This window comes from Janthinobacterium sp. LS2A (assembly GCF_036543145.1).
Classification (GTDB): Bacteria; Pseudomonadota; Gammaproteobacteria; order Burkholderiales; family Burkholderiaceae_D; genus Janthinobacterium; species Janthinobacterium aestuarii.
This window is the reverse complement of record NZ_JAZHPB010000001.1, coordinates 543,201-569,070: the sequence shown is the minus strand read 5'-3', so window position 1 is coordinate 569,070 and position 25,870 is coordinate 543,201. Positions and strand designations below refer to the sequence as shown.

The 25,870-nt window shown below is 61.6% G+C and carries 26 protein-coding genes and 1 pseudogene; 12 read left to right on the top strand and 15 right to left on the bottom strand.

The features are described from left to right. Positions 1-22 precede the first annotated feature (22 nt). Together V3C40_RS02610 and V3C40_RS02605 are read right to left on the bottom strand one after the other, a co-directional pair. Positions 23-268: a hypothetical protein gene (locus V3C40_RS02610; RefSeq protein WP_070302697.1), complete on the bottom strand. Its 246-nt coding sequence runs from the start codon at positions 266-268 to the stop codon at positions 23-25. Between the two features lie 73 nt (positions 269-341). Next, positions 342-911 (bottom strand): sigma-70 family RNA polymerase sigma factor, encoded by a 570-nt coding sequence (locus tag V3C40_RS02605; RefSeq protein ID WP_331776411.1) that lies wholly within the window; start codon positions 909-911, stop codon positions 342-344. A 442-nt stretch (positions 912-1,353) separates the two neighbouring features. Here V3C40_RS02605 and V3C40_RS02600 point away from each other — a divergent pair, with 442 nt between their 5' ends. Beyond that, positions 1,354-1,524, top strand: a complete 171-nt coding sequence (locus tag V3C40_RS02600; RefSeq protein ID WP_161781518.1) for a hypothetical protein — start codon at positions 1,354-1,356, stop codon at positions 1,522-1,524. A gap of 126 nt (positions 1,525-1,650) precedes the next feature. Here the strand turns inward: V3C40_RS02600 and V3C40_RS02595 are convergent, their stop codons facing one another. From V3C40_RS02595 to V3C40_RS02570, 6 genes and pseudogenes are all read right to left on the bottom strand, one after another. Further along, complete coding sequence (locus V3C40_RS02595) at positions 1,651-3,192, bottom strand: cryptochrome/photolyase family protein (protein WP_442907213.1); 1,542 nt, start codon at positions 3,190-3,192, stop codon at positions 1,651-1,653. 42 nt (positions 3,193-3,234) lie between these two features. Continuing rightward, on the bottom strand, positions 3,235-5,712 hold the full coding sequence (locus V3C40_RS02590; protein WP_331776409.1) for a penicillin-binding protein 1A: 2,478 nt from the start codon (positions 5,710-5,712) through the stop codon (positions 3,235-3,237). A 74-nt stretch (positions 5,713-5,786) separates the two neighbouring features. Then, positions 5,787-6,182, bottom strand: coding sequence for a hypothetical protein (locus tag V3C40_RS02585; RefSeq protein ID WP_331776408.1), 396 nt, complete (start codon positions 6,180-6,182; stop codon positions 5,787-5,789). Continuing rightward, the gene (blaOXA, locus tag V3C40_RS02580; protein ID WP_219328756.1) at positions 6,179-6,997 is read right to left on the bottom strand and encodes a class D beta-lactamase; all 819 of its coding nucleotides are present in this window, start codon (positions 6,995-6,997) and stop codon (positions 6,179-6,181) included. Before blaOXA ends, V3C40_RS02585 begins: the two co-directional genes overlap by 4 nt. An 87-nt stretch (positions 6,998-7,084) precedes the next feature. Continuing rightward, positions 7,085-7,252: a hypothetical protein gene (locus V3C40_RS02575; RefSeq protein ID WP_161781517.1), complete on the bottom strand. Its 168-nt coding sequence runs from the start codon at positions 7,250-7,252 to the stop codon at positions 7,085-7,087. 33 nt (positions 7,253-7,285) lie between these two features. Next, a pseudogene (locus V3C40_RS02570) lies at positions 7,286-7,495 on the bottom strand (GTP cyclohydrolase, FolE2/MptA family); the annotation flags it as partial. Positions 7,496-7,570: 75 nt separating this feature from the next. On the opposite strand from V3C40_RS02570, the gene V3C40_RS02565 reads away from it, so the two are divergent. The 3 genes from V3C40_RS02565 to V3C40_RS02555 are packed head-to-tail and all read left to right on the top strand — an operon-like array spanning position 7,571 to position 8,648. Next, entirely contained in the window at positions 7,571-7,906 is a 336-nt protein-coding gene (locus V3C40_RS02565; RefSeq protein WP_034755664.1) for an ArsR/SmtB family transcription factor, read from the top strand. A 15-nt stretch (positions 7,907-7,921) separates the two neighbouring features. After that, complete coding sequence (locus V3C40_RS02560) at positions 7,922-8,179, top strand: hypothetical protein (RefSeq protein WP_046682902.1); 258 nt, start codon at positions 7,922-7,924, stop codon at positions 8,177-8,179. A 37-nt stretch (positions 8,180-8,216) separates the two neighbouring features. Next, complete coding sequence (locus V3C40_RS02555) at positions 8,217-8,648, top strand: hypothetical protein (protein ID WP_034755659.1); 432 nt, start codon at positions 8,217-8,219, stop codon at positions 8,646-8,648. Here the strand turns inward: V3C40_RS02555 and alkB are convergent. Further along, on the bottom strand, positions 8,620-9,282 hold the full coding sequence (alkB, locus tag V3C40_RS02550; RefSeq protein ID WP_319991431.1) for a DNA oxidative demethylase AlkB: 663 nt from the start codon (positions 9,280-9,282) through the stop codon (positions 8,620-8,622). The genes V3C40_RS02555 and alkB overlap by 29 nt on opposite strands. 94 nt (positions 9,283-9,376) lie before the next feature. Between alkB and V3C40_RS02545 the strand changes: the two genes are divergently transcribed. Next, positions 9,377-9,847 (top strand): heme-degrading domain-containing protein, encoded by a 471-nt coding sequence (locus V3C40_RS02545; protein ID WP_046682905.1) that lies wholly within the window; start codon positions 9,377-9,379, stop codon positions 9,845-9,847. On the opposite strand, the gene V3C40_RS02540 is transcribed toward V3C40_RS02545, so the two are convergent. Genes V3C40_RS02540 through V3C40_RS02530 form a run of 3 tightly spaced genes read right to left on the bottom strand, consistent with a single transcriptional unit; the run spans position 9,844 to position 12,018 of the window. Further along, positions 9,844-10,536: an aspartate/glutamate racemase family protein gene (locus V3C40_RS02540; protein WP_034755651.1), complete on the bottom strand. Its 693-nt coding sequence runs from the start codon at positions 10,534-10,536 to the stop codon at positions 9,844-9,846. The two genes, V3C40_RS02545 and V3C40_RS02540, sit on opposite strands and share 4 nt — an antisense overlap. A gap of 14 nt (positions 10,537-10,550) precedes the next feature. Next, positions 10,551-11,309 (bottom strand): SDR family NAD(P)-dependent oxidoreductase, encoded by a 759-nt coding sequence (locus tag V3C40_RS02535; protein WP_034755644.1) that lies wholly within the window; start codon positions 11,307-11,309, stop codon positions 10,551-10,553. After that, positions 11,293-12,018, bottom strand: coding sequence for a GntR family transcriptional regulator (locus V3C40_RS02530; RefSeq protein ID WP_070302809.1), 726 nt, complete (start codon positions 12,016-12,018; stop codon positions 11,293-11,295). The genes V3C40_RS02535 and V3C40_RS02530 overlap by 17 nt, the downstream gene beginning before the upstream one ends. 135 nt (positions 12,019-12,153) lie before the next feature. Here V3C40_RS02530 and V3C40_RS02525 point away from each other — a divergent pair, with 135 nt between their 5' ends. Both V3C40_RS02525 and V3C40_RS02520 read left to right on the top strand, forming a co-directional pair. Continuing rightward, a complete protein-coding gene (locus V3C40_RS02525) occupies positions 12,154-12,594 on the top strand; it encodes an acyl-CoA thioesterase (RefSeq protein ID WP_319991430.1) in 441 nt (146 codons plus the stop codon). A gap of 153 nt (positions 12,595-12,747) precedes the next feature. Further along, positions 12,748-14,112, top strand: a complete 1,365-nt coding sequence (locus V3C40_RS02520; protein WP_331776407.1) for an amino acid permease — start codon at positions 12,748-12,750, stop codon at positions 14,110-14,112. A 76-nt stretch (positions 14,113-14,188) separates the two neighbouring features. Here V3C40_RS02520 and V3C40_RS02515 read toward each other — a convergent pair whose 3' ends face one another. Further along, positions 14,189-15,811, bottom strand: coding sequence for a hypothetical protein (locus tag V3C40_RS02515; RefSeq protein WP_139248245.1), 1,623 nt, complete (start codon positions 15,809-15,811; stop codon positions 14,189-14,191). A gap of 256 nt (positions 15,812-16,067) precedes the next feature. Here V3C40_RS02515 and V3C40_RS02510 point away from each other — a divergent pair, with 256 nt between their 5' ends. From V3C40_RS02510 to V3C40_RS02500, 3 genes are read left to right on the top strand one after another with little or no spacing between them, the layout of a single operon-like run. Next, positions 16,068-17,411: a sensor domain-containing protein gene (locus tag V3C40_RS02510; protein ID WP_331776406.1), complete on the top strand. Its 1,344-nt coding sequence runs from the start codon at positions 16,068-16,070 to the stop codon at positions 17,409-17,411. Positions 17,412-17,458: 47 nt separating this feature from the next. Then, the gene (locus V3C40_RS02505) at positions 17,459-17,845 is read left to right on the top strand and encodes a hypothetical protein (protein ID WP_331776405.1); all 387 of its coding nucleotides are present in this window, start codon (positions 17,459-17,461) and stop codon (positions 17,843-17,845) included. Positions 17,846-17,901: 56 nt separating this feature from the next. Next, on the top strand, positions 17,902-18,345 hold the full coding sequence (locus V3C40_RS02500; protein ID WP_331776404.1) for a DUF411 domain-containing protein: 444 nt from the start codon (positions 17,902-17,904) through the stop codon (positions 18,343-18,345). Positions 18,346-18,438: 93 nt separating this feature from the next. Here V3C40_RS02500 and V3C40_RS02495 read toward each other — a convergent pair whose 3' ends face one another. Further along, on the bottom strand, positions 18,439-20,670 hold the full coding sequence (locus V3C40_RS02495) for an NADP-dependent isocitrate dehydrogenase (RefSeq protein WP_331776403.1): 2,232 nt from the start codon (positions 20,668-20,670) through the stop codon (positions 18,439-18,441). A gap of 315 nt (positions 20,671-20,985) precedes the next feature. Next, a complete protein-coding gene (locus V3C40_RS02490) occupies positions 20,986-21,216 on the bottom strand; it encodes a hypothetical protein (RefSeq protein WP_331776402.1) in 231 nt (76 codons plus the stop codon). Positions 21,217-21,548: 332 nt separating this feature from the next. Here V3C40_RS02490 and V3C40_RS02485 point away from each other — a divergent pair, with 332 nt between their 5' ends. Together V3C40_RS02485 and vioB are read left to right on the top strand one after the other, a co-directional pair. Beyond that, positions 21,549-22,856, top strand: a complete 1,308-nt coding sequence (locus V3C40_RS02485; protein WP_331776401.1) for an FAD-dependent oxidoreductase — start codon at positions 21,549-21,551, stop codon at positions 22,854-22,856. Then, positions 22,853-25,870, top strand: a complete 3,018-nt coding sequence (vioB, locus tag V3C40_RS02480; protein WP_331776400.1) for an iminophenyl-pyruvate dimer synthase VioB — start codon at positions 22,853-22,855, stop codon at positions 25,868-25,870. The genes V3C40_RS02485 and vioB overlap by 4 nt, the downstream gene beginning before the upstream one ends.

The window sequence follows — 25,870 nt, the reverse complement described above, 5'->3', positions numbered from 1 at the left end:
GCCTGGTCGGCCGACGATGGACCTACCGTTTTTCAATTCCGATCATTTTTGGCGGCGATGGATCTTTTCTGCGCTCGCATACCAATACGCGCAAAGCGACAGCTAGCGACACGCCATTTGTGTGCAAGTATTTTGCCGCCACAGCGGTGCCAAGCATTTCCTGGAAGATAATCGCCACATCTATTTTTTGTGCGGTCAATGCGTCGATCCGCCTGGGATGATCAAGCTCCAACTGCACGAGGCCACCGATGTAATTTTTATTTACCATGTAAATTCATGTCAAGTATGGAACAGGCACCGTAACCTCCCGCTTCGGGACTACCGTAGTTCGGCAGCCCCCCTCATTGATCTTTTTCCAGTATCTTGCGTATCTCTGCCCTTACTCTGTGGATACGGCTTCGTACAGTTCCCATCGGGCATCCCATCCTTATTGCAATCTCGTCATAGCGCATACCTTCATCCTCGCGCAACAATAATGCCTTTTTCAAGGGCGCCGGCAAATTGGCGATTAATCGAATAATTTCCATCCCCGTTTCCATTGCACTGCATATCTCTTCCGGACTATCTTCATGAACCATTTTCAATGCACCAATGGAATAATCCGTATCATCAATTAAATCAAGCGAACTTGATTTAATTTCCCCGTCACCACGATAATCAGACCTTATACAGCGCATGGCCATTGAATATAACTTTGGATAAAACATCGAACACCCACAACCTCTTTTAAACCATAGAAAAACATTGAAAAATATAAGCTGAACCATGTCATCGATATCTTCCTCGCGAGGAATGGACTGACTTACCAAATTTCTTATGCGGATACGATATCTGATATACAGCGCATGAAATGCCGATGCAGTATTCACACAATTAATTTCTAATGAGAAATTTTCATTTCCATCGGACATGCATCACTCACTGTAGACAAAGTTGATCTCATATCCTAGCAGCAAGAATATATCCTCAAGCTAACACCCAAAAGAACATTGATTTATATCAATACATGCAATACAAGATATTTAATATTATAAAAAAATAAATCTATATTCCATCAAGAAATAATTAACCAGGAAATGTTTTTTATGCACGTAAAAATAACACTGTTCCAGACTTAAATTAAACCTATTGAGGTAATTAATGTTTCCTTATAGAAATTTTCTATTGATAGCTTATTGACGTGTTCGCCTTCGTGCGCAAGGATAAATGTTTATGTAGTAATATTAAAAAAAATATTCAAAGCATTTTGGGTGAGCATTCCTGATGAGTAAAAAAACAAGCACTTCATACGTCATCGAGTTTACGCAGCGAACGACGCGGGTATTGAGGTCGCTCAATGTGGAGTCTGGACGAATGAAGATTGACATCAAAGATACGGCGATGCCGTTCGACACCCGAATAGTCGATGCCTGGATCAGCATCGAAGACGGCATCCTGTGGCTGGAGCATGAAACGGGAGATGAGTATACGGTGAGAATCAGGCTTGCCACGGTGCTGCGCTGGTCGCGTCAACCCAAATGGTAGCCAGGCTGCCGGCGCCACGCGGCAGTTTTTGCCACCTTCTCTGCTACAGTTTCTTCATGCCACCCTGCTGAAAGCGGGGTCGGGCGCAATACCCTCCGAGCAGGTCGCGGGCCATATTGCCTGGCGTTACAGGGAATCGAGCCTGGCCAGCATCGTGGCAGCCTGCTGCCGGAAAGCCGCGATTGTCGCCTCGTCCATTTTCTCCAGCTGGCGATACGCCATGCCTATGCGGGGATTGCGCTCCAATGTGTCCGCGTTGCGATGGAAAAAATCCCAGTACAGGGCATTGAAGGGACAGGCCCGCTCGCCGATGCGCGCCTTTTTATCGTAATGGCAGCCTTTGCAATAGTCGCTCATGCGGTCGATATACGCGGCGCTGCAGACATACGGCTTGGTGGCCAGCAGCCCGCCATCGGCGAACTGGCTCATGCCGACGGTGTTGGGCAGTTCCACCCACTCGAAGGCATCGATATAAATGCCCAGGTACCAGCCATGCACCTTGGCCGGATCGAGGCCGGCCAGCAGTGAGAAATTGCCGATCACCATCAGGCGCTGGATGTGATGCGCATGCGCCTGCTCCAGCGACTGGGTAATCGCCCGCGACAGGCAATGCATCTTCGTCTTGCCATCCCAGAACCATGACGGCAGCGGGCGCGCATGGCCAAAGAAATTCTTTTCGGCATACCCTGGCATCTGGGCCCAATACACACCGCGCACATATTCGCGCCATCCCAGGATCTGGCGTATAAAGCCCTCGACCGCAGCCAAGGGGGCATGGCCGGCGTGATAAGCCGCTTGCGCCCTGGCGACGACTTCGCGCGGATTAAGCATTTTCACGTTCAGCGCGAACGACAGCAGGGAATGAAACAAGCGCCACGCCTTGACGCTCATCGCATCCTGGAAGTCGCCAAAATGCGGCAAGGCCCGCTCGATGAAGGCATCGAGCTGCTGCAGCGCCTCATCCCGGTTCAGCGCCCACGCCAGGCGGTCCGCACGCGGCGCGCCGAAGCTTTTCACGCCGGCCGCGACGATGCTTTCCCATAGCCGAGAATGGTCATGCACGGTGCGCGGGTCTGGCGGCTCGGCGGGCGTGCCGCGCCAGGGCTTGCGGTTATCGTGATCGAAGTTCCACTGCCCGCCCATGGGCTTTTTCGCGTCCTCCATCAGCACCTGATGCGCGCTGCGCATCTGGCGGTAGAAGAACTCCATCAGCCATTGCTTGCGTCCGGCGAAAATATCGGCTGCCTCGTGGCGGGCCGTGTAGAAATGGTCGCTGTCGACCATCCGCCATGGAATGCGCGAGCGGCGCCCGGCCTGGTACAACTGCTGGTCGAGGCGCCACTCGTCTGGCGCCTGGTATTCGAAGGCGCAAGCGTCATAGCGAAGAATCAGCGCTTCGATATTCTCCGGTATCGAGCGCGTGCTCGCCACCTCGTCGATGGCGATGTAATGCACCGTGTGGCCGCGCTGGCGCAACTGGCGCGCCAGTTCGCGCATGGCAGCGAAGATCGCCAGGATTTTCTGCGCATGGTGCAGCACATAATCGGTTTCCTGCCGCACTTCCATCAAGACATAAATGGTGGCGTCATCGACTTCGGTGAACCAGCGGTGCTGGGCATTGAGCTGGTCACCGAGTATCAGGCGCAGCGTGGGCTTCGGTGAGGTCATGGTCATTCTTTGCAACGGTTGCATTCGCCATGGCGGCGGCGTTTATCCCTGCGGTGCCGGCACCGGCTGCGGTACGGGAGCTGGCGCGGGCGCAGGAGCAGGAGCAGGAGCAGGCTCCGGCACCGCCTTGCCATGCGATTCCTGCCCGCCATCGCCTTCGGCCGGCATGGCCAGCGGCGCCGGCGGCGCGCCCTCTTGCAGCAAATCTCCGGGCTCTTCCACCGGTTCATCCTGTGGTTCCTCGACCGGTTCCACGTGGCGCAGCGGCGGTGGCGGCTTGCCGCCGGGGAAGATCGCGTCGCGCGACAGTTTTCCTGTGTCGAGCGCCGTCTTGAAGAAGTCGCCCACCACCAGCACGGCGTTGTGGCCGCCCTGGCCCCAGTAATTGCTGCGCATGGTGACGCGCGCGTCGTTGAATCCGACCCAGGCGCCGCCCACCAGTTCCGGGTGCATCAGAATGAACCAGCCGTCCGCATTGTTTTGCGTCGTGCCGCTCTTGCCGGCCACGTCGGAGCGGATGCCGAAACGGCTGCGGATGGCCGTGCCCGTGCCGCGGTCGATCACGCCGCGCATCATGTCCGTCAGCGTGGCGGCCGATTCGGCCTGCATGGCGCGCTTGGGCTTGTCTTCGCCGAAACGGGCGATGACCTTGCCTTCGCGGTCCGTGATATGCGTGACGACAAACGGCAGGCGCGCTTCGCCCTGGGCCGCGATGCTGGCGTAGGCGTTGACCATTTCCAGCAAGGTGACGGGACTGGTGCCCAGCGCCAGCGACGGCACTTTTTCCAGCTTGCTGTCGCGGATACCGAGCGCGCGCGCCAGCTTGATGATCGGCGGCAAGCCGACGTCCTGCATCACTTGCGCCGTGATCGTGTTTTTCGAGTAGACGAGGCCGTCGCGCATGGTCATGTCGCGCCCCGTCGTGCCGCTCATGTCCGTCGGGCGCCATTTCGTGCCGTCGGCCGCCTTGATATCCATCACGGCATCGCGGTACACGTGTTCGGGACTCAAGCCTTTTTCCAGCGCCGCGCCGTACACGATGGGTTTGAAGGTGGAGCCGGGCTGGCGCGCCGCCTGCGACACGTGGTCGAACTGTTCGCGCGCAAAGTCGCGGCTGCCCACCCAGGCGCGCACGGCGCCCGTGGCCGGGTCCATGGCCGTAAAGCCCGCTTCCAGGCGCGTCTTCGACTTGCGCAGGGCTGCCATGAAGGTGCGGTCGCCCTTCAGCTGCGCCAGCGCCGCTTCCGGCGTGCCGCCGGCGGCCGTCAGCTTGCGGTAGTCGGCCGATTCGCGCACGAAACTGTCGAGCAAGCCAGGATGCGATTTCCAGAAATAATCAAACGCCACGCTGCCGCCCTGCATGCCCGCGTACATGCCCGTCGAGGTGGACGACGGCACACCGGCGCGGCTCCATTCCACGTCGGCGATCGCCTGCAAGGCATTCGCCTGGCGCTCGACGGCGCGCTCGGCCGCCTGCTGCAAGTCGTAATCGAGCGTGGTGTGCACCACGAGGGCATCGAGTTCCAGGTTGTAATCGTTTTCGTCAGCCCACTCGATCAGCCACTTGCGCACATAGGCCGTGAAGTGGCTGTCCGATTGGGCACGCTCGCTCTGGCGCTCGAAATGCAGGCGCAGCGGCCGTTTCACCAGCTGCTTGTAGCGCGCCTCATCGATGACGTCATGCTTGCGCATCTGCCCCAGCACCACGTTGCGGCGCTGCAGCGAGCGTTCTGGATTGCCGACGGGATTGTAGTAATTCGTGCCCTTGAGCATGCCGACCAGGGTGGCGCTTTCGAGGATATCGAGGCGCGACGCGGGCTTGTCGAAATAGGTGCGGGCCGCCATCTCGATGCCGTAGGTGTTGTACAGGAAAGGCACCGTATTCAAATACGCTTCGAGGATTTCCGTCTTGCTGTAGGTGGCCTCGATCTTGAGGGCCGTGATCAGCTCCTTCAGCTTGCGGTTCAGGTTGCGCGAGCGGCCGATTTCTTCGGGGAACATATTGCGCGCGAGCTGCTGCGTGATGGTGGAACCGCCCTGGGGGTTGCCGCTCGCCGTGTGCAGGATGGCGCCCGCCGTGCGCGTGAAATCGACGCCGTGGTGTTGGTAGAAACGGTGGTCTTCCGTCGAGATCAAGGCGCTGATCACGTTCGGCGAAATCTGTTTTAACGTGACCCGTTCCTGCAAGCCCTGGTCGAAGCGGGCCAGTTCCTTGCCGTCGGCGCTGACCATGGTGCTCGGCGCGGCCGCGCGCGCCTGGCGCAAGTCGTGGATGCTCGGCGTCAGGGGGATCAGCAGCAGCATGTACAAGGTCAGCAGCGCCAGCACGGCCAGGAAAGACCATAGCCCCAGCACCAGCGCGCGCCGCACGGGCGGCAAGGTCATCAAGTGCGCGTGACCACGCCGGTACAAGGCCACCGCCCTCACCCACGCCGCACTTCCCACGCGCAATGCCTGCGCGCGCGTCCATATCCATGCCTGCCTTGCTTTTTCCTGAAACTGCTCCATGCCTGATGCCATGCCTGTAACCTTGTCTGATGCCGGAAAATCCGTTTCAGCAAGTATATAGGGCGGGCAACAAAGCGGGCCGGAATTTACGCCAGGCAAGCATCGAGGCGCACCACAGTGACGCCGACATACGCGCCCACGCAGCGCACATCATGCGTCGTAAACGGGTTTTCCAATTGCAGCAAGCCGCAATCGCAGATGACGGGGTCGACCTGGGTCACGACGCCCAGCGCCAGGTAGCGCCAGCCGTCAAGCCGGAGCAGGCCCTGCTCCCGGCCAGGGTTGGCACGGAAAATGGCGTCCCAATCGTCAAGCTCGCCGGGCATGGGCCACAGTTCGAGCTGGACTTGCGTGCCGGCGGCCAGCTGCGCACCACCAAACTCGTCCATCACGTGCAGGCGCTGGCCGCCCACTTCGATGACGGCTTCCAGGTACTCGCCTTCGGAAGCGATGAAGGTGGCGGCAACGATGCTGGCCGTCACTTCTGCGCCTGCTCCAGCAGGGCCGGCAATTCTTTCAGCATCGCTTCGCGCGTGCGCAGGCCTGCCGACTGCTGGCCCTTCTGCTCGTCCTGCACCAGGCGCGCGAAGACGATGCTGCGTTCGCCCTTGCTGGCCCAGCCCACGAACCAGCCGTAGCCATGCGCTTCATCAAAGCTGCCGTCGGCCTTGCGCGGGAAAGCCGCGCCCGTCTTGCCGTGCACTTGCCAGCCGTCCACATCGGCCAAGCGCGTCAGGCGCCGCGTCTGTTCCATGGCCTGTTTGGACACGGGCAACTGATCGTTGACCAGCTTGCGCAGGAAGCCCAGCTGCTCGAGCGGCGAAATCTTCAGCGAGGAGCTGATCCACGAGCGTTCCAGGCTATTGTCCTTGCCCTTGTCGCCCGACACGTCCGCATTGCCATAGCGCAAAGCCTTCGCGTATTTCTGGAAGCGCTCGGCGCCCAGCGCCTGCGTGATCTGCTGCGAATACCAGACGACGGAATACTGCATCCAGCGCGACGGGTCCGTATCCTGGCGCCAGGCCTCGCCGCCCCAGTCCACATAGCCCTGGCGATATGGCAGGCTGGGCTTGTGCTCATCCTTGAGGAAGCCGGCGTCATAGCCCATCAGGCTGAGCGCGATCTTGAACGTGGATGCGGGCGTGACTCTGTCGAGACAATTACCCTCTTGCAGCAAGACCGTGCCTGTTTTGGCGTCGGCCATGGCCGTGCAGATGGTGGCGGCCTGGGTTTGCGAGGCGGCCAGTACGGCGCCTGTCAGGCCGAGGATGAACTGGAAGAATGCGCGATATTTCATGAGCCTCCGGGGTTGGGGGAGTAGGACAAAGCGAAATTGTACCGGGCAGCACGGCGCGAGGCCAGCGCTGATAACATTGCCTTGACGCTAGCGCCCTGCCGGTGCGCCAGGCTGGTGTTCCCTCTTCAGCCGCTCCTCTTCCAGCTCGTCCATACCGAGCTTTTCCTCGTCGATCAGCGCATGCTCGCGCCGCTCTCGCTCCACTTGCTCTTCCAGGCTGTCTTCGTCAGGCTCCTGCGCGATTTTCTCCGGCATGCTGTCTACCTCCACGGTGGTTGAGTGAAAAGCTCAGGCAAGCTTGCCCGCTTGCGCCACGGCATCGTGCGGATGCAGGCTCTCCATATGCCGTACGGTAACACACGCCTGCGCACAGTATGGCGCCAGCGCCGCCTGCACGCGGCGGGCCGCGTCTTCCACATACATCAGATTAGCACCATTCAAGCGCGCGAACGCCTGCTCGTCCGCCCTTCTCACGGCAGTCTGCAGAGGCGGCGCCATATTTGCAAGTAGTTTGCATTAATATGATGCGATATTTTTCTTGACGCGCTAACACATGTCAGATAATGTTGACACATGACAGATATCAACACACCACTGACGGGCGAGCGCTTGCTGCTCATGCTGGCGGCGCTCGACAACCCGCACCGGCTGCGCATCATCGCGGCGCTGGCCAGCGGCGGGCGCAATTACATCAGCCAGCTGGCGCGCGACCTGGGCATCAGCCGTCCCCTGCTGCATTTGCACCTGCAAAAGCTGGAACACGCGGGACTGGTCACCAGCCAGCTGGAGCTGTCGCACGACGGCAAGGCCCTCAACTATTTCGAGGCCAGCCCATTTGAATTGCGGCTGACGCCGGCCAGCATCGCCGCGGCGGCATCCTCGCTCACTCCCAACCCGGATCAATCCTGAACTGTAGAGGTCATCATGTCTGAAAATATCTTTTTTGCCGCCTTCTTCTTCCCCTGCACGGCCGCCGTCATCATCTTCGCCCTCAAATACACGTCCGGCATCGTGCAGGCGCGCGCCAGGCTGGCGCAGGACGGCGCCTACCAGGAGCTGGCCAAGTCGATGGCCGCCGCACAGGTGGAAACGGCAGCGTCGCTGGCCGCCTTGAGCGCATCCGTGGCGCAGATCCAGGCGCGCTTGGGCAGCCTGGAAACCATCCTCAAGGAAGTCGAATAAAGCCCTTCATCGCCCCCCATGACCAGGAGACCGCACCATGAATACCGTATCGACCGCCCGTCTGTATGCGCTGCGCGCCATGTATCTGCTGGTCGTCCTGGGCCTCGGCAGCGTGCTGTGGCCCGGCATCGTCACGCCGCACGCGCCGTGGGAACTGATGCGCGGCACCGTGAACTGCATGCTGGCCGCGTTTTCATTGCTGTGTTTGCTGGGTTTGCGCTATCCGCTGCAGATGCTGCCCGTGTTGCTGTGGGAAGCGCTGTGGAAGACCCTGTGGCTGCTGCTCGTGCCGCTGCCGCAATGGCTGCACGGCGGGGTAGATCCCGCCACCATGCAATATGTGTTTGAAATATCGTTCGTCGTGCTCGTCTACCTGGCCATTCCGTGGCGCTACGTGCATGCCCAGTACGTACGCAAGCCAGGTACGCCATGGCGCCAGCTCAGGCAGCCTTGCGAAACGTCAAATTGATGCGCTGCGCGCCCAGCACCGCGTGTTCGCCCTCCTTCAGCGGCGCCACGCCGTGGAAGCGCAGGCGGTCGGCGCCGCCCCACACCACCACGTCGCCATGCAGCAGGCCGATGCGCGCCGCCTTGTCGGCCCGCTCTGCGCCGCCGAACAGGAAGGTGGCGGGCAAGCCCAGCGAGACGGAAACGATGGGCGCGTTGAAATCGCATTCGTCGCGATCCTGGTGCAGGGCCATGCGCGCACCGGGCGCATAGCGGTTGACCAGGCAGGCATCGGGAACGAAGCCCTGATAACCGGCGGCCAGCGCCGCCTCTTGCGCCAGGCGCAGGAATACGGGCGGCATGGGCGGCCAAGGCAAACCACTGGCCGGATCGAGGCGCGCATAGCGGTAGCCGCGTCCATCCGTGACCCAGCCCAGTGGGCCGCAATTGCTCATGGCGACCGACATGCGCAAGCCGCCCGGCGTGGCCATGTGGCGCAGGGGCGCGGCCAGCACGATGGCGTCCAGCGCCGGCAGCACTTCACCCAGGTAAGGCAGCGCGAAGCCGCGCAGCAGAATGGACGCGGACGAGCCCGGCACCAGCGGCACGGGGCCGGCCGGGATTTGCTCTTCATCGGCGAACAGGGACAGGTTCATGCCGCCTATTTTAGCCGCGCCACACAAAAAGCGCGCGCGGCTGTCCCGTGGTGCGCTACAGTAGCGCTTCCAGCCACTACCGCCCTCTTTCACGATGGATCATTACGCCGATTTGCTGCAAACCCTGGCGCAACAGGAAGAATCCCTGCAATTCGAACGCTTCGACAACGATGCCGCGCTGGCCGTGGGCCTGTGGATCGTCGAAGAAGTGCGCAAGCGGGGCAAAGCCGTCACCGTCAACATCACGCGCAATGGCCAAGTGCTGTTCCACCACGCCATGACGGGCGCCACGGCCGACCAGGCGGACTGGATACGCCGCAAGAACAACACGGTACAGCGCTTTTGCCGCAGCTCCTACTACATGGGTATCTCTTATAAAAGCCGGGGCAGCACCTTTGAAGACGTGAAATACCTCGACGACATCGAGTACGCGGGCCACGGCGGCGCTTTCCCCCTGCTGATACGCGGCGTGGGACTGGTGGGCACGGTGACCGTGTCCGGCCTGGCGCAGGCCGACGACCATGCGCTCGTGGTGGCCGCGCTGCAGGCGCAGCTGGAACGCTAGGTTTCCAGCGCCCGGCGCAAGGCCGCGCGCGCCAGCAACCTTGTGGAATCGAGGGTCGGCAGCGGCGAATTGGCGTCGCTGATGATCAGCGGGATTTCCGTGCAGCCGAGGATGACGGCGTCGCAGCCCTGCTCCCGCAAGCCGCCGATGATGGCCTGGAAGCGCGCCACGCTGCCCGGATTGACCACGCCCGGCACCAGTTCTTCCATGATGATACGGTTGATCTCGCTGCGTTCGTCCTCGCCGGGCCGCACGCAAGCGATGCCGCGCGCGCCCAGCTTGTCCGGATACACGGCGCTGTCGACCAGCCAGCGCGTGCCCGTCAAGCCCACTTTCTGGAAACCACGCGCGGCCGCTTCGCTAGCCACCACGTCCGCGATATGCAGCCACGGCAGCGGCGAACGGGGCGCCATCAGCTCGAACGCCTGGTGGATGGTGTTGTCGGGGCAGATCAGGAACTCCGCGCCGGCCGCGTGCAGCTTGCGCGCCGACGCCAGCATCAGCTCGGCCACGCCGGCCAGGTCGCCCCCGTTCAGGCACTCCACGTAGCGCGCCAGCGGCGGCGTATGCATCGATACTTCCGGGTGTTCATACGCGCCCAGCGCATGCGCGCCCTCTTCGCAGATCGTGCGGTAGCACAGGGCCGCGCCTTCGGCCGAACAGCCGACGATGCCGATATGTTTTGTCATGCTCTTCCTCCTCCTTAAATGCGCTGGCCGCCGTCGATGGGAATTTCCGCGCCCGTGATGTACGAGGCGCGCTCGCTGCACAGGAACTCCACCAAATCCGCCACTTCGGCAGTCGTGCCCAGGCGGCGCAACGGGATTTGCGTGTCGACGATGTGCGAGGTGCCCGGCGACAGGATGGCCGTGTCGATCTCTCCCGGCGCGATGGCGTTCACGCGTACGTTCAGCGGCGCCATGTCGTTGGCCATTTCGCGCGTCAGCGATGCCAGCGCCGCCTTCGAACTGGCGTAGGCGGAACCGGCAAACGGGTGCACGCGGTAGCCGGCGATCGAACACAGGTTCACGACGGAGCCATGCGCGTTCGACAATTCCTGCGCAAAGCCGCGCGTCAGGGCCAGCGGCGCAAAGAAATTCGTGTTGTACATTTCCTGCCACGTCTGCATGTCGGTGGTCAGCGAATTGACGCGCGAGCCGCCCGGCCCCTTCGGCGAGACGCCCGCATTGTTTACCAGCGCGTGCAATTTGGAGTCGCCCAGCATGGGGCGCAGGGTATCGACCATCTGCCCGATCTGGCTCAGGTCCGACAAATCCATGCACACATGCGTGTTGTGCTCCTGGCTGCGCGGGCAGCCGCCGGGAATCGGGCTGCGCGAGACGGTGATGACCCGCCAGCCCAGGCTGCGGAAGCGCTCGGCCACCGCATGGCCGATGCCGCGGCTGGCGCCCGTGACGATGGCGGTTTTCTGTTCAATTTTCTGTTCAGTCTTGTGCTTCATGTTCTTCCTCGTCCTTTTCTTTCTGTGTTGCCCCGGCGTGCATGCGCTCCTGCCGCATCACATACGCGAGCATCTGCGTCCCGCCGTCGAGAATGTCCTGTTCGATGGCGCGCCGCGCGGCCGCGCCGTCGCGCTGGCGCAGCGCGCTGATGATGGCGTGGTGGTGGCCCACCCGCATGTCGGGCGAAAAGCTCGCGTAGCCGGCGGCGATCAGCGGCGCCGTCTGCATCCACAGATGGTCGACGAAGCGTTTCAATGTCGGCATGCCGGCCGCCTGCGCCAGGCCCAGGTGAAACGCCTGGTTGCATTGCAGGGCCGCCGGCAAGTCGTGGCGCGCGATGGCCTCTTCGTTCGCCTGCAGCAGGCGCTCGAGGTCGGCCAGGGTGGCGTCGTCGATGCGTTGCGCCGCCTCGAACGCGCCCAAGCCTTCCAGCTCCAGGCGCAGCGCGCGGATTTCCAGGTAGCGCGCCACGCTCAGCACGGGCACGCGGAAGTCGCGCGGCGAGCGCAGCACCAGCGCCTCTTCCTGCACCAGTTGCAGCATGGCGTCGCGCACGGGCGTCACGCTCGTGCCCAGCTGCAGCGCCAGTTCGCGGATGCGCAGCCGGTCGTTGGGCTGGAAGCGCCCGGCCGCCAGCGCATCGCGCAGCGTCGCATACACGGACTTGCCCAGATTGACGTGCACCAGGCTGTCCAGGGGATGGTTCATAGTGGTTTTCAGATTCAAAAAATTATGATGCATCATACATCAAGGGATAAAACAGCGCTTTTCCATGCGTGCGCCGCAGACAGGACGCAGCGCAAGCACGTACAATCAGCCGCCACCGTATCGAAAGGAACGCACTTGAACTGGGATTATCCGCACGCCCACACCCTGCCCGTCACGCCGGAACCGGACGACATCGACGGCTTGCAGCACACGAACAACGCCGTCTATGTGCGCTGGTGCGAGCATATCGCCTGGCATCATTCGGCCACCTTGGGACTGGACCTCGACGATTACCGGCGCCTGGACCGGGCCATGGCGATACGCCGCGGCGAATACGACTACCTGCTGCCGACGCGGGCCGGCGAAGCGCTGACCCTGGCCACCTGGCTGTGCGCCAGCGATGGCCGTTCCAGCATGGAGCGGCGCTTCCAGCTCGTGCGCGACAGCGACGGCGCCACCGTCGTGCGCGGACGCTGGGACTTGATCTGCATCGAACTGAGCAGCGGCCGCGCGCGCCGCCTGCCGCCCGAGTTCCTGGCCGTGTACGAACCGGCCATCGTCGCGGCCGGCGCGTAAAAGCAGACGCCTGGGCGGCCGTTTTGCGCACCGTTCGGCGAAGATGCGGGGCTTTTCTTGCGCCTCTGCAGTGCAACATGCATTTCGCTCCTGCTTTGCCCGTCCATGCTTTAGAATCAGCGACCTCAGCCCCGTAAAAACAGGATAAAACATATGACGGCAGTCGGGATTACCGAACCACAAGAGCTCAAGCGCGGTCTGAAAAGCCGCCACATCCAGCTCATCGCCCTGGGCGGCGCCATCGGCACCGGCCTGTTTCTGGGCATCGCGCAAACCATCAAGATGGCCGGACCTTCGGTGCTGCTCGGCTATGGCATCGCCGGCGTCATCGCCTTTTTGATCATGCGCCAGCTGGGCGAGATGGTGGTCGACGAACCCGTCGCCGGTTCGTTCAGCTATTTCGCCGACAAATACTGCGGCCACCTGCCCGGCTTCCTGTCGGGCTGGAATTACTGGGTGCTGTATGTGCTCGTCAGCATGGCCGAACTGACGGCCGTCGGCATCTACGTGCAGTACTGGTGGCCCGGCGTGCCGGCCTGGGTCTCGGCCCTCATCTTCTTTTGCGCCATCAACGCCATCAGCCTGTTGAACGTGAAGGCCTTCGGCGAGATGGAATTCTGGTTCGCCATCATCAAGGTGGTCGCCATCATCGGCATGATCGTCTTCGGCGCCTACCTGCTCGCTTCCGGCGACGCGGGTCCGCAGGCGTCGGTAGCCAACTTGTGGCAGCACGGCGGCTTCTTCCCGAATGGCTGGCAGGGCCTGGTGATGGCCATGGCCGTCATCATGTTCTCGTTCGGCGGCCTGGAACTGGTGGGCATCACGGCGGCCGAGGCGGATGATCCGAGCACGACGATCCCGCGCGCCACCAACCAGGCCATCTACCGCATCCTGATCTTCTATATCGGCGCGCTGGGCATTTTGCTGTCGCTGTACCCATGGCAAAACGTCGTCACCGGCGGCAGCCCCTTCGTGCTGATCTTCCATGCGCTCGACAGCAACCTGGTGGCCACGGCCCTGAACGTGGTGGTGCTGACGGCCGCCCTGTCCGTGTACAACAGTGGCGTGTACTGCAACACGCGCATGCTGTTCGGCCTGGCCAAGCAAGGCAATGCGCCGCGCGCGCTGCTGCGCCTGAACCGCCGCGGCGTGCCGCTGGCGGCGCTGGGCGTGTCCGCGCTGGCGACGGGCGCCTGCGTGGTGGTCAATTACTTCATGCCGGGCGAAGCGTTCGAAGTGCTGATGGGCCTCGTGGTTTCGGCCCTGATCATCAACTGGGCCATGATCAGCTGGATCCATTTGCGCTTCCGCGCGCAGAAGAGGGCCGAGGGCAAGACGACCCTGTTCCAGAGCCTGGGCTACCCGTTCACCAACTACCTGTGCCTGGTCTTCCTGGCCGGCATCCTGGTGATCATGTATTTGACGCCGGGCCTGCGCATCTCCGTCTACCTGATCCCCGTGTGGCTCGCCGCGCTGGGCATCGGCTACTGGATCAAGCAAAACAAGGCCAAGGCATAGGCTTGCGCAGTATTTTGCAATCGGCAACAAAAAGCCCGTCTTCGCAGACGGGCTTTTTGCATTCAGCGCGCTATTGCTAAGCGGTGGCGGCCACATTCTCTTCCGGCTGCACATCGGCTCGCCACAGGCCGATGCTCTGGCCCGCATACGATTGCAGCAGCACGTCGTCGCTCAAGGTCAGCATCGCCTGCTGGCGCTGCTCCGCCTTTTTCTCGGGAGTCATGCCCAGTTCGCCCGTCTTGTACGGACCCAGCACAGGCAGCAGGTCGCGCAGCACGGAATAGTTACCTGGCGTCGTCTTGTCCGATTCCAGCTTGCCCAGGAAATACTTCATGACATGCTCGGACTGGTTGCCCTCCTGCCGCAAGCTCGCCTTGACCATCTTGCCATCCTTGTAGGCCACCTGCGCGTCGCTGCTGGCCGTATCTTCGATCTGGTGGTAGGTATAGTTCTGCGACTCCGTATTGTCCAGCAAGCGCAGCGGCACGCCGGGGACGAGCGTCTCATGGAAACTGGCGCTCAGCTTCGATTGCTGCTGCTGCCTGACCGAACGCTCATCCTGGCTGGCGCCGGCCTGCAGCGTCTTTTGCGACACGTCATAATTGAAGCCATCCTTTTCCGAACTGCGCATGGGATTGCTGAATTTCACGGCCTGCGACACGGAGGCGCTGAAATCGGCCAGCCCCGTCAGGATGGATTTGTCTTCGGCCGCCAGGCGCCACTTGCCCGTCTCGGGACTCTCTGTGGCCACCTGCGGCGCGGCGGTATTGCTGTGCAAGGCTGTAAAGCTATCCTTGAGCATGGCCACCAGGCCCGCGTCGCCATGGCCGCGCGACGCCGCCTGGTCGAACTGCTTCATGTAGCTGCCCAGCGCCTTCGCCTGCTTTTCCTTGCTGCCCAGGGTATTGAGCTGACTGGCATCGACTTTCAGCTCCAGGCTGCCGGCCTCGCCGCTGAAGCTGACCTTGCGCTGCGCGCCATCGGCCTGGAAATCCAGGGTTTGAATACTTTCCGGCTCGCCGCGCACCTTGACTTCCGCATGCAGTTTCACCGAGGCCAGCTGCTGCTGGTCAAACTGCATCAAGCCTTCCAGCTTGATTTTCGGCGTACTTTGTCCCATGCCGTCGATGGCTTCCTGGAAGCCCTTCGCCAGCTCGCCCAGGGCGCTCGCCTCAGCGTCGCTGAGGTCGCCACTGGTCGTCATGCTCACGGCCAGGCCGTCGCCCTGGCTGTCGAGCGACAGCTTGACTTCCACGCCGCTCTTGGTCGTGATGCTGAGGGAAACCCGGTCTTCGCCATTGCCATGCAGGCTGCCCGGCGCGATACCGGACGCCGCATAGACATTCGGCGTGGCGCTCGGCGGCGGCTGACGCATCGCCTGCGAGAAATTGTAGTTGCCCAATTTGGCCTGTCCCAGCATGGCAGCGCCCAGGCCGCTGAAGCGGCCGCCAAACGCATACGAGGAAAAACTCTTCGTCATCGCGTCGCTGACCTTGTTGCGTGTCGCGCTTTCCCACACCATCGGCGGCTTCACGAGCGCGGCCGGTTTGCTGTCGTTCACGCTCTCCGGACTGAGGGCAACGATCGAAGACGGCGTGGATGGGGACGACGGCGATGCCGCCTGCGTGCGGTTCGGCGTGGCGGAGGAAGCCCCTGACGGGGCGCTATTCCAGTTTGACAGTGGAGAAATGGAGGTCATGGCGCTGTAACCTTGCAAGTGGCGAGTAGGGGCATCATAAAAGTTCGATATGGTTAGTTTTTTTGCAATCACCTGGCGCCAGGCAAGCCTTGTGTCACGTTATCTGACGTGGTGGCAAGTACTGCGTGGCAATACTGCTATAACGGCAAGAAACGGCAAAGCATGAGTGTCGGGGAAATGAAACATTTTCATACGGATGACCCAGCCGCCCCGCAACAAGTTGATTCACCGCCGGGAATGTCTCAAAATGTATCGTATGGAACACAAGATTCTGCGCGCGCCGCTGGCCAGCTTTACCGACTTGTTGCTCGACGCCGTGTGCATGGTCGACGTGGACGGGCGCTTCGTCTTCGTCAGCGCCGCCTGCGAACGCATCTTCGGCTACACGCAGCAGGAAATGGTCGGCAAGCAGATGCTCGACCTGGTCGCTCCCGCCGACCGCGCCCGTACCCTGGCCGCCGCGCGCGCCATCATGGATGGCCATGCGCAGACGCATTTTGAAAACCGCTACCTGCGCAAGGATGGCAGCCTGGCGCACATCATGTGGACGGCCCGCTGGTCCGCCGCCGACCAGCTGCGCGTGGCGGTGGCGCGCGACATCACCTTGCTGAAACAGGCGCAGGCAAAGCAGGCCGCGCTGTACGCCATTTCCGAAGCCATGCAGGCGACGCAAGACTTGCCCGCCTTGCTGCACCGTATCCAGCACATCATCGGCGAACACTTGCCCACGCGCAGCCTGACCTTGCTGCTGCATGACGAACACGGCGCCCAGCCTTTGATGACCTGCCATGCCGGCGACAGCGTGCCGCAGCCAACGTCTTCGCTGGCCAGCCTGCTGTGCGATGAAGTGCTGCGCAGCGGCCGCCCCCTGCTGCTGCAGGCGGGACAACTGGCCGGCCTGCCGGCTGCGCTGCAAACGGCGGCCGGCGCCCTGCCCTCGTACTGGCTTGCCGTGCCGCTGTATTGCTCCATGGGCAGCATCGGCGCGCTGGCCTTGCAAGGCGGCCAGGACGCCGCCATCGGCACGGAGCAAGACCGGGATTTGCTGCAATTTGTTGGCAAGCAACTTGCCACTGCCATCGAGCGCCGGCAGTGGCAGACGCAAATGCAATTCATGGCCATGCACGATGAGCTGACCCGCCTGCCGAACCGCCGCCTGTTCCACGACCGCCTGCACACGGCATTCGCGCGCGCGCACCGCCAGGAAGACCGGTTGTCGCTGCTATTCCTGGACTTGAACAACTTCAAGCGCGTCAACGACGACCACGGCCATGCCTGTGGCGACCTGCTGCTGCAAACGGTGGCGAACCGCCTGCGCGATTGCATGCGCGAAACCGACACCCTGGCCAGGATGGGCGGCGATGAATTCGTCGTGCTTCTGGAAAGCAATGTCACGCCGGCCGATGTCAGCCTGATCGAGCAAAAGATCCACGCGGCCCTGGCCGCGCCGCTACACCTGGGCAACGGACAGCAATTGCAGATCGCCGTCAGCATCGGCGTGGCCCACTATCCGGAAGACGGCGATACCATGCAGCTGCTGCTGCGCCATGCGGACCGGGCCATGTACGCGTCGAAGGTGATGGCCGCCGCCTCGCGCTAGCGGATGCCGCTCCTGGCGACAGTGCCCCCATGCTATACTTTCCCGCGATGCTGAGACTCTTCAAAACATGGCTGATCCTGCTGTTGATCACGGCGGTGCCGCTGCAAGCGGTCGCTGCGGGCGCCACGCGGCTGTGCGCGCCGCTCGCTGCCTCGCCTGCCGCCGCCATGACGGCGGCCTGCAAGCATCACGATGCACAATCATCCACCGTCCCGGACAGCGCCAGCGCGCCAGAAGACAGCAAGTCCCCTGCCAAGCACCCCGCGTGCGGCGCCTGTTCCGCCTTTTGCCTGGGCGCGCTGATGCCGCCATGTTTCCCCCTGCCTTCCGCCGTGCTCAACGGCGCGGAACACGCCGCCGTAGCCAATGCCACCCTGCTGACAGGATTCATTCCCGACGGCTTGCGCCGGCCTCCTAGACCGCTTTCCGCTTAAATAAAAGCAGGCCACCAAGGTGGCCACGATAGACCTACTTCGTCTGAAAGCAACACATGATCAAACCTTTATTAGTGCGCGGCGCTTTCGCCGCCATGCTGGGCCTGCCCACGTTCGCCATGGCGGCCTTGCCCGTCATTGAAGTTTACAAGAGCGCCTCGTGCGGCTGCTGTTCCGCATGGATCAAGCACCTGGAAACGAACGGCTTTACGGTACGCGCGAAAAATGTCGAGATGCCGGCGCAATACCGCAAGCTGGCCGGCATTCCCGACGCGCTCGGTTCCTGCCACACGGGCCTCGTCAACGGCTACGCCATCGAAGGCCATGTACCGGCCAGCGAGATCAAGCAGCTGCTGCGCGAGAAACCCAAGGCGAAAGGCCTGGCCGTGCCGGCAATGCCAATGGGCTCGCCTGGCATGGAAGGTCCGCGCAAGGATGCGTATGACGTCTTGCTGGTCAAGAGCAATGGCAGCACCGAAGTCTACAAGCACTACCAATAACACTAAGCGAAAATGAAAAACGCCGCCGGAATCGCTTCCGGCGGCGTTTTTTTATGTCAGGCAGCAAAGAACCTGCCGCCTGTCAGGACTGCATCAGATGCTGTCCAATACCGCATTCAGGCTGGCGCTAGGACGCATGACCGCTTCCGTCTTCGCTGGATCTGGCAGGTAGTAGCCGCCGATATCCGTTTCCTTGCCTTGTACTGCTTTCAGCTCGGCAACGATCTTTTCTTCGTTGTCGGCCAGGGCTTTGGCCACTGGCGCAAAATGCGCTGCCAGTTCCGCGTCGTCCTTCTGCGCTGCCAGAGCTTGCGCCCAGTACATGGCCAGGTAGAAATGGCTGCCGCGGTTATCCAGCTCGCCAGTACGTGGCGATGGCGACTTGTTGTTGTCCAGCAGCTTGCCGGTGGCTTCATCGAGGGTTTTCGCGAGGATTTTGGCCTTCGCATTGCCCGTCTTGATGCCCATGTCTTCCAGCGACACGGCCAGGGCCAGGAACTCGCCCAGCGAATCCCAGCGCAGATGGTTTTCTTCCACCAGCTGCTTGACGTGCTTAGGAGCCGAACCGCCGGCGCCCGTTTCGTACATGCCGCCACCGGCCATCAAAGGCACGATCGACAGCATCTTGGCGGACGTGCCCAGTTCCAGGATCGGGAACAGATCGGTCAGGTAGTCGCGCAGGATGTTGCCGGTCACCGAGATGGTGTCCAGGCCGCGGAAGGCGCGTTCCAGGGTGTAGCGCATGGCGCGCGTTTGCGACATGATCTGGATGTCCAGGCCCTTGGTGTCGTGATCCTTCAGGTAGACCTGTACCTTCTTGATGACTTCGTTCTCGTGCGGACGGTAGGAATCGAGCCAGAACACGGCAGGCATGCCCGAGTTGCGCGCGCGCGTGACGGCCAGCTTGACCCAGTCGCGGATCGGCGCGTCCTTGACCTGGCACATGCGCCAGATATCGCCCTCTTCCACCGTTTGCGTCAGCAGCACTTCGCCCGTTTCCAGGTCGGTGATGTTGGCAATGCCGCCTTCCGGCACTTCAAACGTCTTGTCGTGCGAACCGTATTCTTCCGCTTGCTGCGCCATCAGGCCCACGTTCGGCACGGTGCCCATGGTCTTCGGATCGAAGTTGCCATGCCATTTGCAGAAGCCAATCATTTCCTGGTAGATCCGTGCAAAAGTCGATTCCGGCATGACTGCCTTGACGTCTTTCGGACGGCCATCGGCGCCCCACATCTTGCCGCCGATACGGATCATGGCCGGCATCGACGCGTCGACGATGATGTCGTTCGGCGAATGGAAGTTGGTGATGCCCTTGGCAGAATCGACCATGGCCAGTTCCGGACGGTGGGCGTGGCAAGCGTGCAGGTCCTTGAGGATTTCATCCTTTTGCGACGCTGGCAGGGTGTCGATCTTGTCGTACAGGTTGCTCATGCCATTGTTGACATTCACGCCCAGCTTGTCGAACAGCTCGGCGTGCTTGGCGAACGCGTCCTTGTAGAAGATGCGCACGCAGTGGCCGAAGACGATCGGGTGCGACACCTTCATCATGGTGGCCTTGACGTGCAGCGAGAACATCACGCCCGTCTTGAAGGCGTCGTCGATTTCCTTCTCGTAGAACTCCAGCAGCGCTTTCTTGCTCATGAACATGCTGTCGATGATTTCGCCCGCTTGCAGGGAAACCTTCGGTTTCAGCACGATGGTCTTGCCCGAGGCCGTGACCAGTTCCATCTTGACGTCGCGGGCCTTTTCCAGGGTCAGCGATTTTTCGCCATGGTAGAAGTCGCCATGGTGCATGTGCGACACGTGCGTTTGCGACGATTGGCTCCACTCGCCCATCGAGTGCGGGTGCTTGCGCGCATACTCTTTGACGGCCTTCGGTGCGCGGCGGTCGGAATTGCCTTCACGCAGGACCGGGTTGACGGAGCTGCCGATGCATTTGCCGTAACGGGCCTTCAAGGCTTTTTCTTCGTCCGTCTTCGCGTCTTCCGGGTAGTCCGGCAGCTTGTAGCCGCGGCCTTGCAATTCGCGCACGCAAGCGATCAGCTGACCTTGGGAAGCGCTGATGTTTGGCAGCTTGATGATGTTGGTGTCCGGATTCTGGGTCAATTTGCCCAGTTCAGCCAGGGTGTTCGGGACTTTTTGCGCGTCCGTCAGGAATTCGGGGAATTCGGCCAGTACACGTGCCGCCACCGAAATATCGCTGGACACCACGTCCACGCCAGCCGGCGCGGTGAATTTTTTGATGATTGGCAGCAGGGAATACGTCGCGAGCAGCGGCGCCTCGTCAGTCAGCGTGTAGATGATTTTGGATTTTTGTGTTGCCATGTTCATTCCCTTGTATGCGGTGATGCCTGGTGGTTAACTTTCTTCATTCCAAACACAGGACGGTTAGCCTTGCTTTGGACGGCTAGTGTGCCGGCGGTGACGCCGTGCTTGCCCACCACGTATTTTAGACTGTCCTGCCGCTGTTTGTGTATCCGATGGCGTCGAATCTTATATAAGACAGCAAATATCTGAAGCAGACGGGAGAATATGGCGGTTTTCCGCAAGGAAATAGATGCAAGCAGGCCCGCAAGCCATGTATGCACCAATGGAAACAAATATGTAAACAGAAATATATTTGAGCAAATCGTCTCGCGCTTACTCGTTTTTGACGATGCCGCGCACGTTCGTCAACGCCAGGCAGACGTTCAGGATGATCAAGGCCCAGGCTTCGTCATGCCAGCCCCAGCAGACCCACAGCACATTGCTGAACAGGAAAACCCAGAAGCCGGCAAAGCGCCGCGCGGCCGCGCGCGACCCCACGAGCCAGGCCGCCAGCAGCGAAGCGGCCATGGCAGGCCATTGCAACAATTCGATGAAGTCGGACATGGCACCTCCCGTTTGCGGGGAGCGTAGCAACATTTCCGCGATATCAGCGCACGCTTGGTAGACGGCAACAACATTGATATTTATCAAATTGACAGCCCAAACCCTGGGCTACTGTCGGTGCCATCTTTGATCTGAAACAGAAACTCTGCTGCCAAGAATCGACCATTCCAGACACAACGCCAGTTTTCGCCAGGCTCTTCATTCCCCAGCTGATAACGCTCGCCAAGTGCCGTAACACGCAGCGTCCCCGTCCCTTGCATACACGTGCAGGGGGAACTTTTGCTAGCGATTTTGCAGCCTTTTGATTAATGAACGTTAAAAAGGAATTTCGTATGAGCACGTATTCTGACATTTGCATCGTTGGCGCCGGCATAGGCGGCTTGATTTGCGCCAGCCGCCTGATCGGCGCCGCCGCCGACAGGAAGCTGCGCATCCGGGTATTCGACCTGAATGCCACCGTGGGCGGCCGCATCCAGTCGCGGAAAATAGATGGCGAGGAAATCGCCGAACTGGGCGCCGCCCGCTATTCGCCGCAGCTGCACCCACATTTCCAGCAACTGATGCAGGACAGCGGATTGCCGCATGCGGTCTACCCGTTCACCGAGGTCATCTCCCACGATAGCGTGCTGGACGAGCTGAAGGCGACGCTGGATGAGCTGAGCCCGATGCTGAAGGAGCATCCTAACCTCTCCTTCCTCGATTTCGTCAGCCATTACCTGGGCGCCGCCAAGGCCAGCCACATCATCAAGGCGACCGGCTATGACGCCTTGCTGCTGCCGATGGTGTCGGCGGCCATGGCCTACGACATCATCAAGAAACACCCGGAAACGCAGCACTTCACGGAAAACGCCACCAACCAGTGGCACTATGCCACCGACGGCTACCACGCGCTGCTATGCCAGTTGCAGCACCAGGCCCAGGTCGCCGGCGTGGAATTTCAGCTCGAACATCGCTTGCTGTCCGTTGAAAAATCGGGCGCCGACCATGTGCTCGCCTTCAGCCACCACGGCGACACGCAGATGCACCGCACACGTCATCTGGTGATGGCCATCCCGCCATCCGCCATGCCGCGCCTGAACCTGGATTTCCCTGCCGCCTGGAGCCCGTTCCAGTACGACTCGCTGCCCCTGTTCAAGGGTTTCTTCACGTTCGACACGGCCTGGTGGGACGCGCTGGGGCTGACCGACAAGGTGCTGATGGCGGCCAATCCCCTGCGCAAGATCTACTTCAAGAGCGACAAGTATGTGCTGTTCTACACCGACAGCAAAAGCGCCAGCTACTGGCGCGACAGCCTGGAACTCGGTGAAGACGTGTATCTGGAGCGTGTCCGCAGCCACCTGGAAGAAGTCCTGCCGCTCGATGGCCAGCCGCTGCCGCGGATCAAGGCGCACTTCCACAAGTTCTGGCCGCATGGCGTCGAGTTTTGCGTGGAACCGGAAGCCGAACACCCGGCCGTCCTGCTGCACCGGGACGGCATCATTTCCTGCTCGGATGCCTATACCGGGCATTGCGGCTGGATGGAAGGCAGCCTGATCAGCGCCCAGCACGCCAGCGGTCTGTTGCTGCAACGGCTAGCTCAACTGGACGAGGTCGCGGCCGCCAATGATACCTTCATCACTTCCTCGACCGAGCGCGCATGAGCCTACTTGACTTCCCCCGCCTGCATTTTCGGGGTTTTGCCCGCGCCAATGTGCCGACGGGAAATCGCAATACGCACGGCAACATCGATATCGCCACGAATGCGGTATCGATGGCGGGCGAGGCTGTCGACCTGAGCCGGCCGCCGTCCGAATTCCATGCGCACCTGAAACAGCTTGTCCCCCGCTTCAATGCAGAGGGCAAGCCCGATCCGGACGGCGTCTTCAGCCAGGCGGCAGGCTACAACTTTTGCGGCAATAATCATTTCTCGTGGGAAAACGCGCGGATCACGGGCGTCCAGCTGCGCGATGGCGAGGTCGACACGCAGGACGCGCTGGTGGGCGCCAAGCTGGCCCTGTGGGGGCACTACAACGAGTACCTGCGCACGACGTTCAACCGCGCCAGGTGGATCGACAACAACCCGGCACAGCCGGACACCACGCTGATCTACGCCGGCCAGTTCACCTTGAGCGACAAGCTGGCCACGCCCAACACGCCCACCTTGTTCACAGCCGATATCGCGCAGGCGCACTCGGTACGCTGGCTCGGCAGCGACCATGTCACGGAACGCAGCGGGCATTTCCTGGACGAGGAATTCGCCCGCTCCAGGCTGTTCCAGTTTTCGGTGGCCAAGCAAGATCCGCATTTCCTGTTCAATGGGGATCTGCCGCTGCCAGCCAGCATGCAGGCCTTGCGGCAAGCCCTGGACGACGACGCGGTACTGGGCCTGACGGTGCAATATGCGCTGTTCAATATGTCGACGCCGCTCAAACCCGATTCGCCCGTGTTCTACGACCTGGCCGGCAGCATCGGCCTGTGGCGGCGCGACGAGTTGGCAAGCTATCCGGCCGGCCGCCTGCTGCAGCCGCGCCATGCCAGCCTGGGACCGGTGCTGGTGAAAATGCATGCGGACCGCGTCGCTTTCAACATGCCGACCGCCATTCCCTTCACCACGCGCGATCCGCATGCCGTCTCGGAACAGCATCCCACGCATGCCCTGGGCGACAAGCAGGCGCTCGGCGACCTGCTGCTGCAGGACGGCGCCGGCACCTTGCTGGCGCGGATACCCGAGCAGTTGTACCGCGACTACTGGCGCCATCACGGCATCTTCGACGTGCCGCTGCAGCACGCCGGCGCGGCCACGGGTTCGCTCAGCCTGGGCAGCGCGCAGGCGCAGTGGGACGAAGCCGACTGGGTGCTGCAATCGGACAGCAACCAGCTGTATCTGGAAGCGCCGAACCGCAACAAGCATGAGCAATTTCCGCAGACGATCACCGTGCAAAGCCGCTTCCGCGGCGAACTGGCGGCGCCTGCCCTCCTGCCGGCGCAGGCCGAGGACGGCGCGCTGCTGGCCGTGGAACAGCAGCCATCGCCGCTCGGACATGGCTACACGGCGCTGACCCTGACGGGGCGCCAGCCGGGCGCGACCAGGATCGTGCTGGGGGCAGGCAAGGATAAGCAATACCTCGGCGTGCGCGTGCTGCCCGACGACTGGGACCTCGATGACGTACCGGCCGAACAGGTCGACTACGCCTTCCTCTACCGGCATGTGATGAGCTACTACGAGCTCGTGTATCCATTCATGTCGGACAAGGTCTTCAGCCTGGCGGACCAGTGCAAGTGCGAAACGTATTCGCGCCTGATGTGGCAGATGTGCGATCCGCGGAACCGCGACAAGAGCTACTACATGCCCAGCACCCGCGAACTGTCGCTGCCAAAGTCGCGCCTGTTCCTGAAATACCTGACGCAGGTCGAGGCAAAGGCCAAGGCGGCGGTGCCGGAAGCGGCGGTGCCGCCTGTCATCGGCAGCAAGGCCGAGCTGATCGAGGAACTGAAAAAGGCCATCGACCTGGAACTGTCGCTGATGCTGCAGTACCTGTATGCCGCGTATTCGATTCCCAACTATGCGCAGGGGGCGGCGCTGGTGCAGGCTGGCCGCTGGCTGCCGGCCGAGCTGGAACTGGCCTGCGGCGCCGAAGACCGGCGCCGCAACAGCGGCACGCGCGGCGCGCTGCTGGAGATCGCCCATGAAGAAATGATTCACTATTTATTGGTCAACAATGTGCTGATGGCGCTAGGCGAACCGTTTTATAGCGGCACCCCGGTGATGGGCCAGTTGGCGCGCAAGCGTTTCGGCCTGGACACGGAATTTGCGTTCGAGCCATTTTCCGAACACGTGCTGGCCCGTTTCGTGCGTTTCGAATGGCCCGACTACATCCCCACGCCAGGCAAATCCATCGCCACCTTCTATATCGCGATCCGCCAGGCCGTTGCCGACTTGCCCGGCCTGTTCGAGAGCGGCGGCGGCAAGCGCGGCGGCGAACATCATTTGTTCCTGAAAGAACTGACCAACCGCGCCTATCCCGGCTACCAGCTGGAAGTATCGGACCGCGACAGCGCGCTGTTTGCCATCGACTTCGTCACCGAACAGGGGGAAGGCGTGGCCGTCGATTCGCCGCATTTCGCCTCGTCGCACTTCCAGCGGCTGCGCGCCGTGGCCGGCAAGTTTTCAGCCTGCGAAAAACCGTTCGAGCCGGCGCTGCCGGCGCTGAAGAATCCCGTGCTGGAAGCGCGTGCGGACTGCACCGTGGTGACCGACCGGAAGGCGCGAGCGCTGATGCAGCTGTATCAAGGCTGCTACGAACTGACCTTTTTGATGATGGCGCACCATTTCGCGCAGCGGCCGCTGGGCAGCCTGCGCCGTTCGCGCCTGATGAATGCGTCCATCGACATCATGACCGGCCTGTTGCGTCCCCTGTCGGCCGCCCTGATGAACATGCCGTCCGGCGTGCCCGGCCGCCATGCTGGACCGCCCGTGCCGGAGCCGGTCAGCAGTCTGATCAGCAGCGACTACAGCCTGGGCTGCAACATGCTGGCGCAGAAATGCCAGGCGCTGGCGCAGTACGCGCGCGGCCTTGAGAGCGATGTCATCGGCATGGCGCCGATAGAGATGTTGGAGTTTTTTAATCAGCAACTTACCGATTTATCTCGGGGAAAGATGTCAAGAGAGGCTTGA

Bases quoted from the DNA above. Each gene is read 5' to 3' on its own strand.
- V3C40_RS02555 (WP_034755659.1), top strand. From the start codon at position 8,217: ATGAATACCGTATCGACCGCCCGTCTGTATGCGCTGCGCGCCATGTAT.
- V3C40_RS02595 (WP_442907213.1), bottom strand. From the start codon at position 3,192: ATGACCTCACCGAAGCCCACGCTGCGCCTGATACTCGGTGACCAGCTC.
- V3C40_RS02600 (WP_161781518.1), top strand. From the start codon at position 1,354: ATGAAGATTGACATCAAAGATACGGCGATGCCGTTCGACACCCGAATA.
- V3C40_RS02535 (WP_034755644.1), bottom strand. From the start codon at position 11,309: ATGAAGCACAAGACTGAACAGAAAATTGAACAGAAAACCGCCATCGTC.
- V3C40_RS02505 (WP_331776405.1), top strand. From the start codon at position 17,459: ATGCTGAGACTCTTCAAAACATGGCTGATCCTGCTGTTGATCACGGCG.
- V3C40_RS02565 (WP_034755664.1), top strand. From the start codon at position 7,571: ATGACAGATATCAACACACCACTGACGGGCGAGCGCTTGCTGCTCATG.
- vioB (WP_331776400.1), top strand. From the start codon at position 22,853: ATGAGCCTACTTGACTTCCCCCGCCTGCATTTTCGGGGTTTTGCCCGC.
- V3C40_RS02490 (WP_331776402.1), bottom strand. From the start codon at position 21,216: ATGTCCGACTTCATCGAATTGTTGCAATGGCCTGCCATGGCCGCTTCG.
- V3C40_RS02515 (WP_139248245.1), bottom strand. From the start codon at position 15,811: ATGACCTCCATTTCTCCACTGTCAAACTGGAATAGCGCCCCGTCAGGG.
- V3C40_RS02605 (WP_331776411.1), bottom strand. From the start codon at position 911: ATGTCCGATGGAAATGAAAATTTCTCATTAGAAATTAATTGTGTGAAT.
- V3C40_RS02540 (WP_034755651.1), bottom strand. From the start codon at position 10,536: ATGACAAAACATATCGGCATCGTCGGCTGTTCGGCCGAAGGCGCGGCC.
- V3C40_RS02610 (WP_070302697.1), bottom strand. From the start codon at position 268: ATGGTAAATAAAAATTACATCGGTGGCCTCGTGCAGTTGGAGCTTGAT.
- V3C40_RS02590 (WP_331776409.1), bottom strand. From the start codon at position 5,712: ATGGCATCAGGCATGGAGCAGTTTCAGGAAAAAGCAAGGCAGGCATGG.
- V3C40_RS02575 (WP_161781517.1), bottom strand. From the start codon at position 7,252: ATGCCGGAGAAAATCGCGCAGGAGCCTGACGAAGACAGCCTGGAAGAG.
- V3C40_RS02485 (WP_331776401.1), top strand. From the start codon at position 21,549: ATGAGCACGTATTCTGACATTTGCATCGTTGGCGCCGGCATAGGCGGC.
- V3C40_RS02545 (WP_046682905.1), top strand. From the start codon at position 9,377: ATGGATCATTACGCCGATTTGCTGCAAACCCTGGCGCAACAGGAAGAA.
- V3C40_RS02530 (WP_070302809.1), bottom strand. From the start codon at position 12,018: ATGAACCATCCCCTGGACAGCCTGGTGCACGTCAATCTGGGCAAGTCC.
- V3C40_RS02510 (WP_331776406.1), top strand. From the start codon at position 16,068: ATGGAACACAAGATTCTGCGCGCGCCGCTGGCCAGCTTTACCGACTTG.
- V3C40_RS02520 (WP_331776407.1), top strand. From the start codon at position 12,748: ATGACGGCAGTCGGGATTACCGAACCACAAGAGCTCAAGCGCGGTCTG.
- V3C40_RS02500 (WP_331776404.1), top strand. From the start codon at position 17,902: ATGATCAAACCTTTATTAGTGCGCGGCGCTTTCGCCGCCATGCTGGGC.
- blaOXA (WP_219328756.1), bottom strand. From the start codon at position 6,997: ATGAAATATCGCGCATTCTTCCAGTTCATCCTCGGCCTGACAGGCGCC.
- V3C40_RS02495 (WP_331776403.1), bottom strand. From the start codon at position 20,670: ATGGCAACACAAAAATCCAAAATCATCTACACGCTGACTGACGAGGCG.
- alkB (WP_319991431.1), bottom strand. From the start codon at position 9,282: ATGAACCTGTCCCTGTTCGCCGATGAAGAGCAAATCCCGGCCGGCCCC.
- V3C40_RS02560 (WP_046682902.1), top strand. From the start codon at position 7,922: ATGTCTGAAAATATCTTTTTTGCCGCCTTCTTCTTCCCCTGCACGGCC.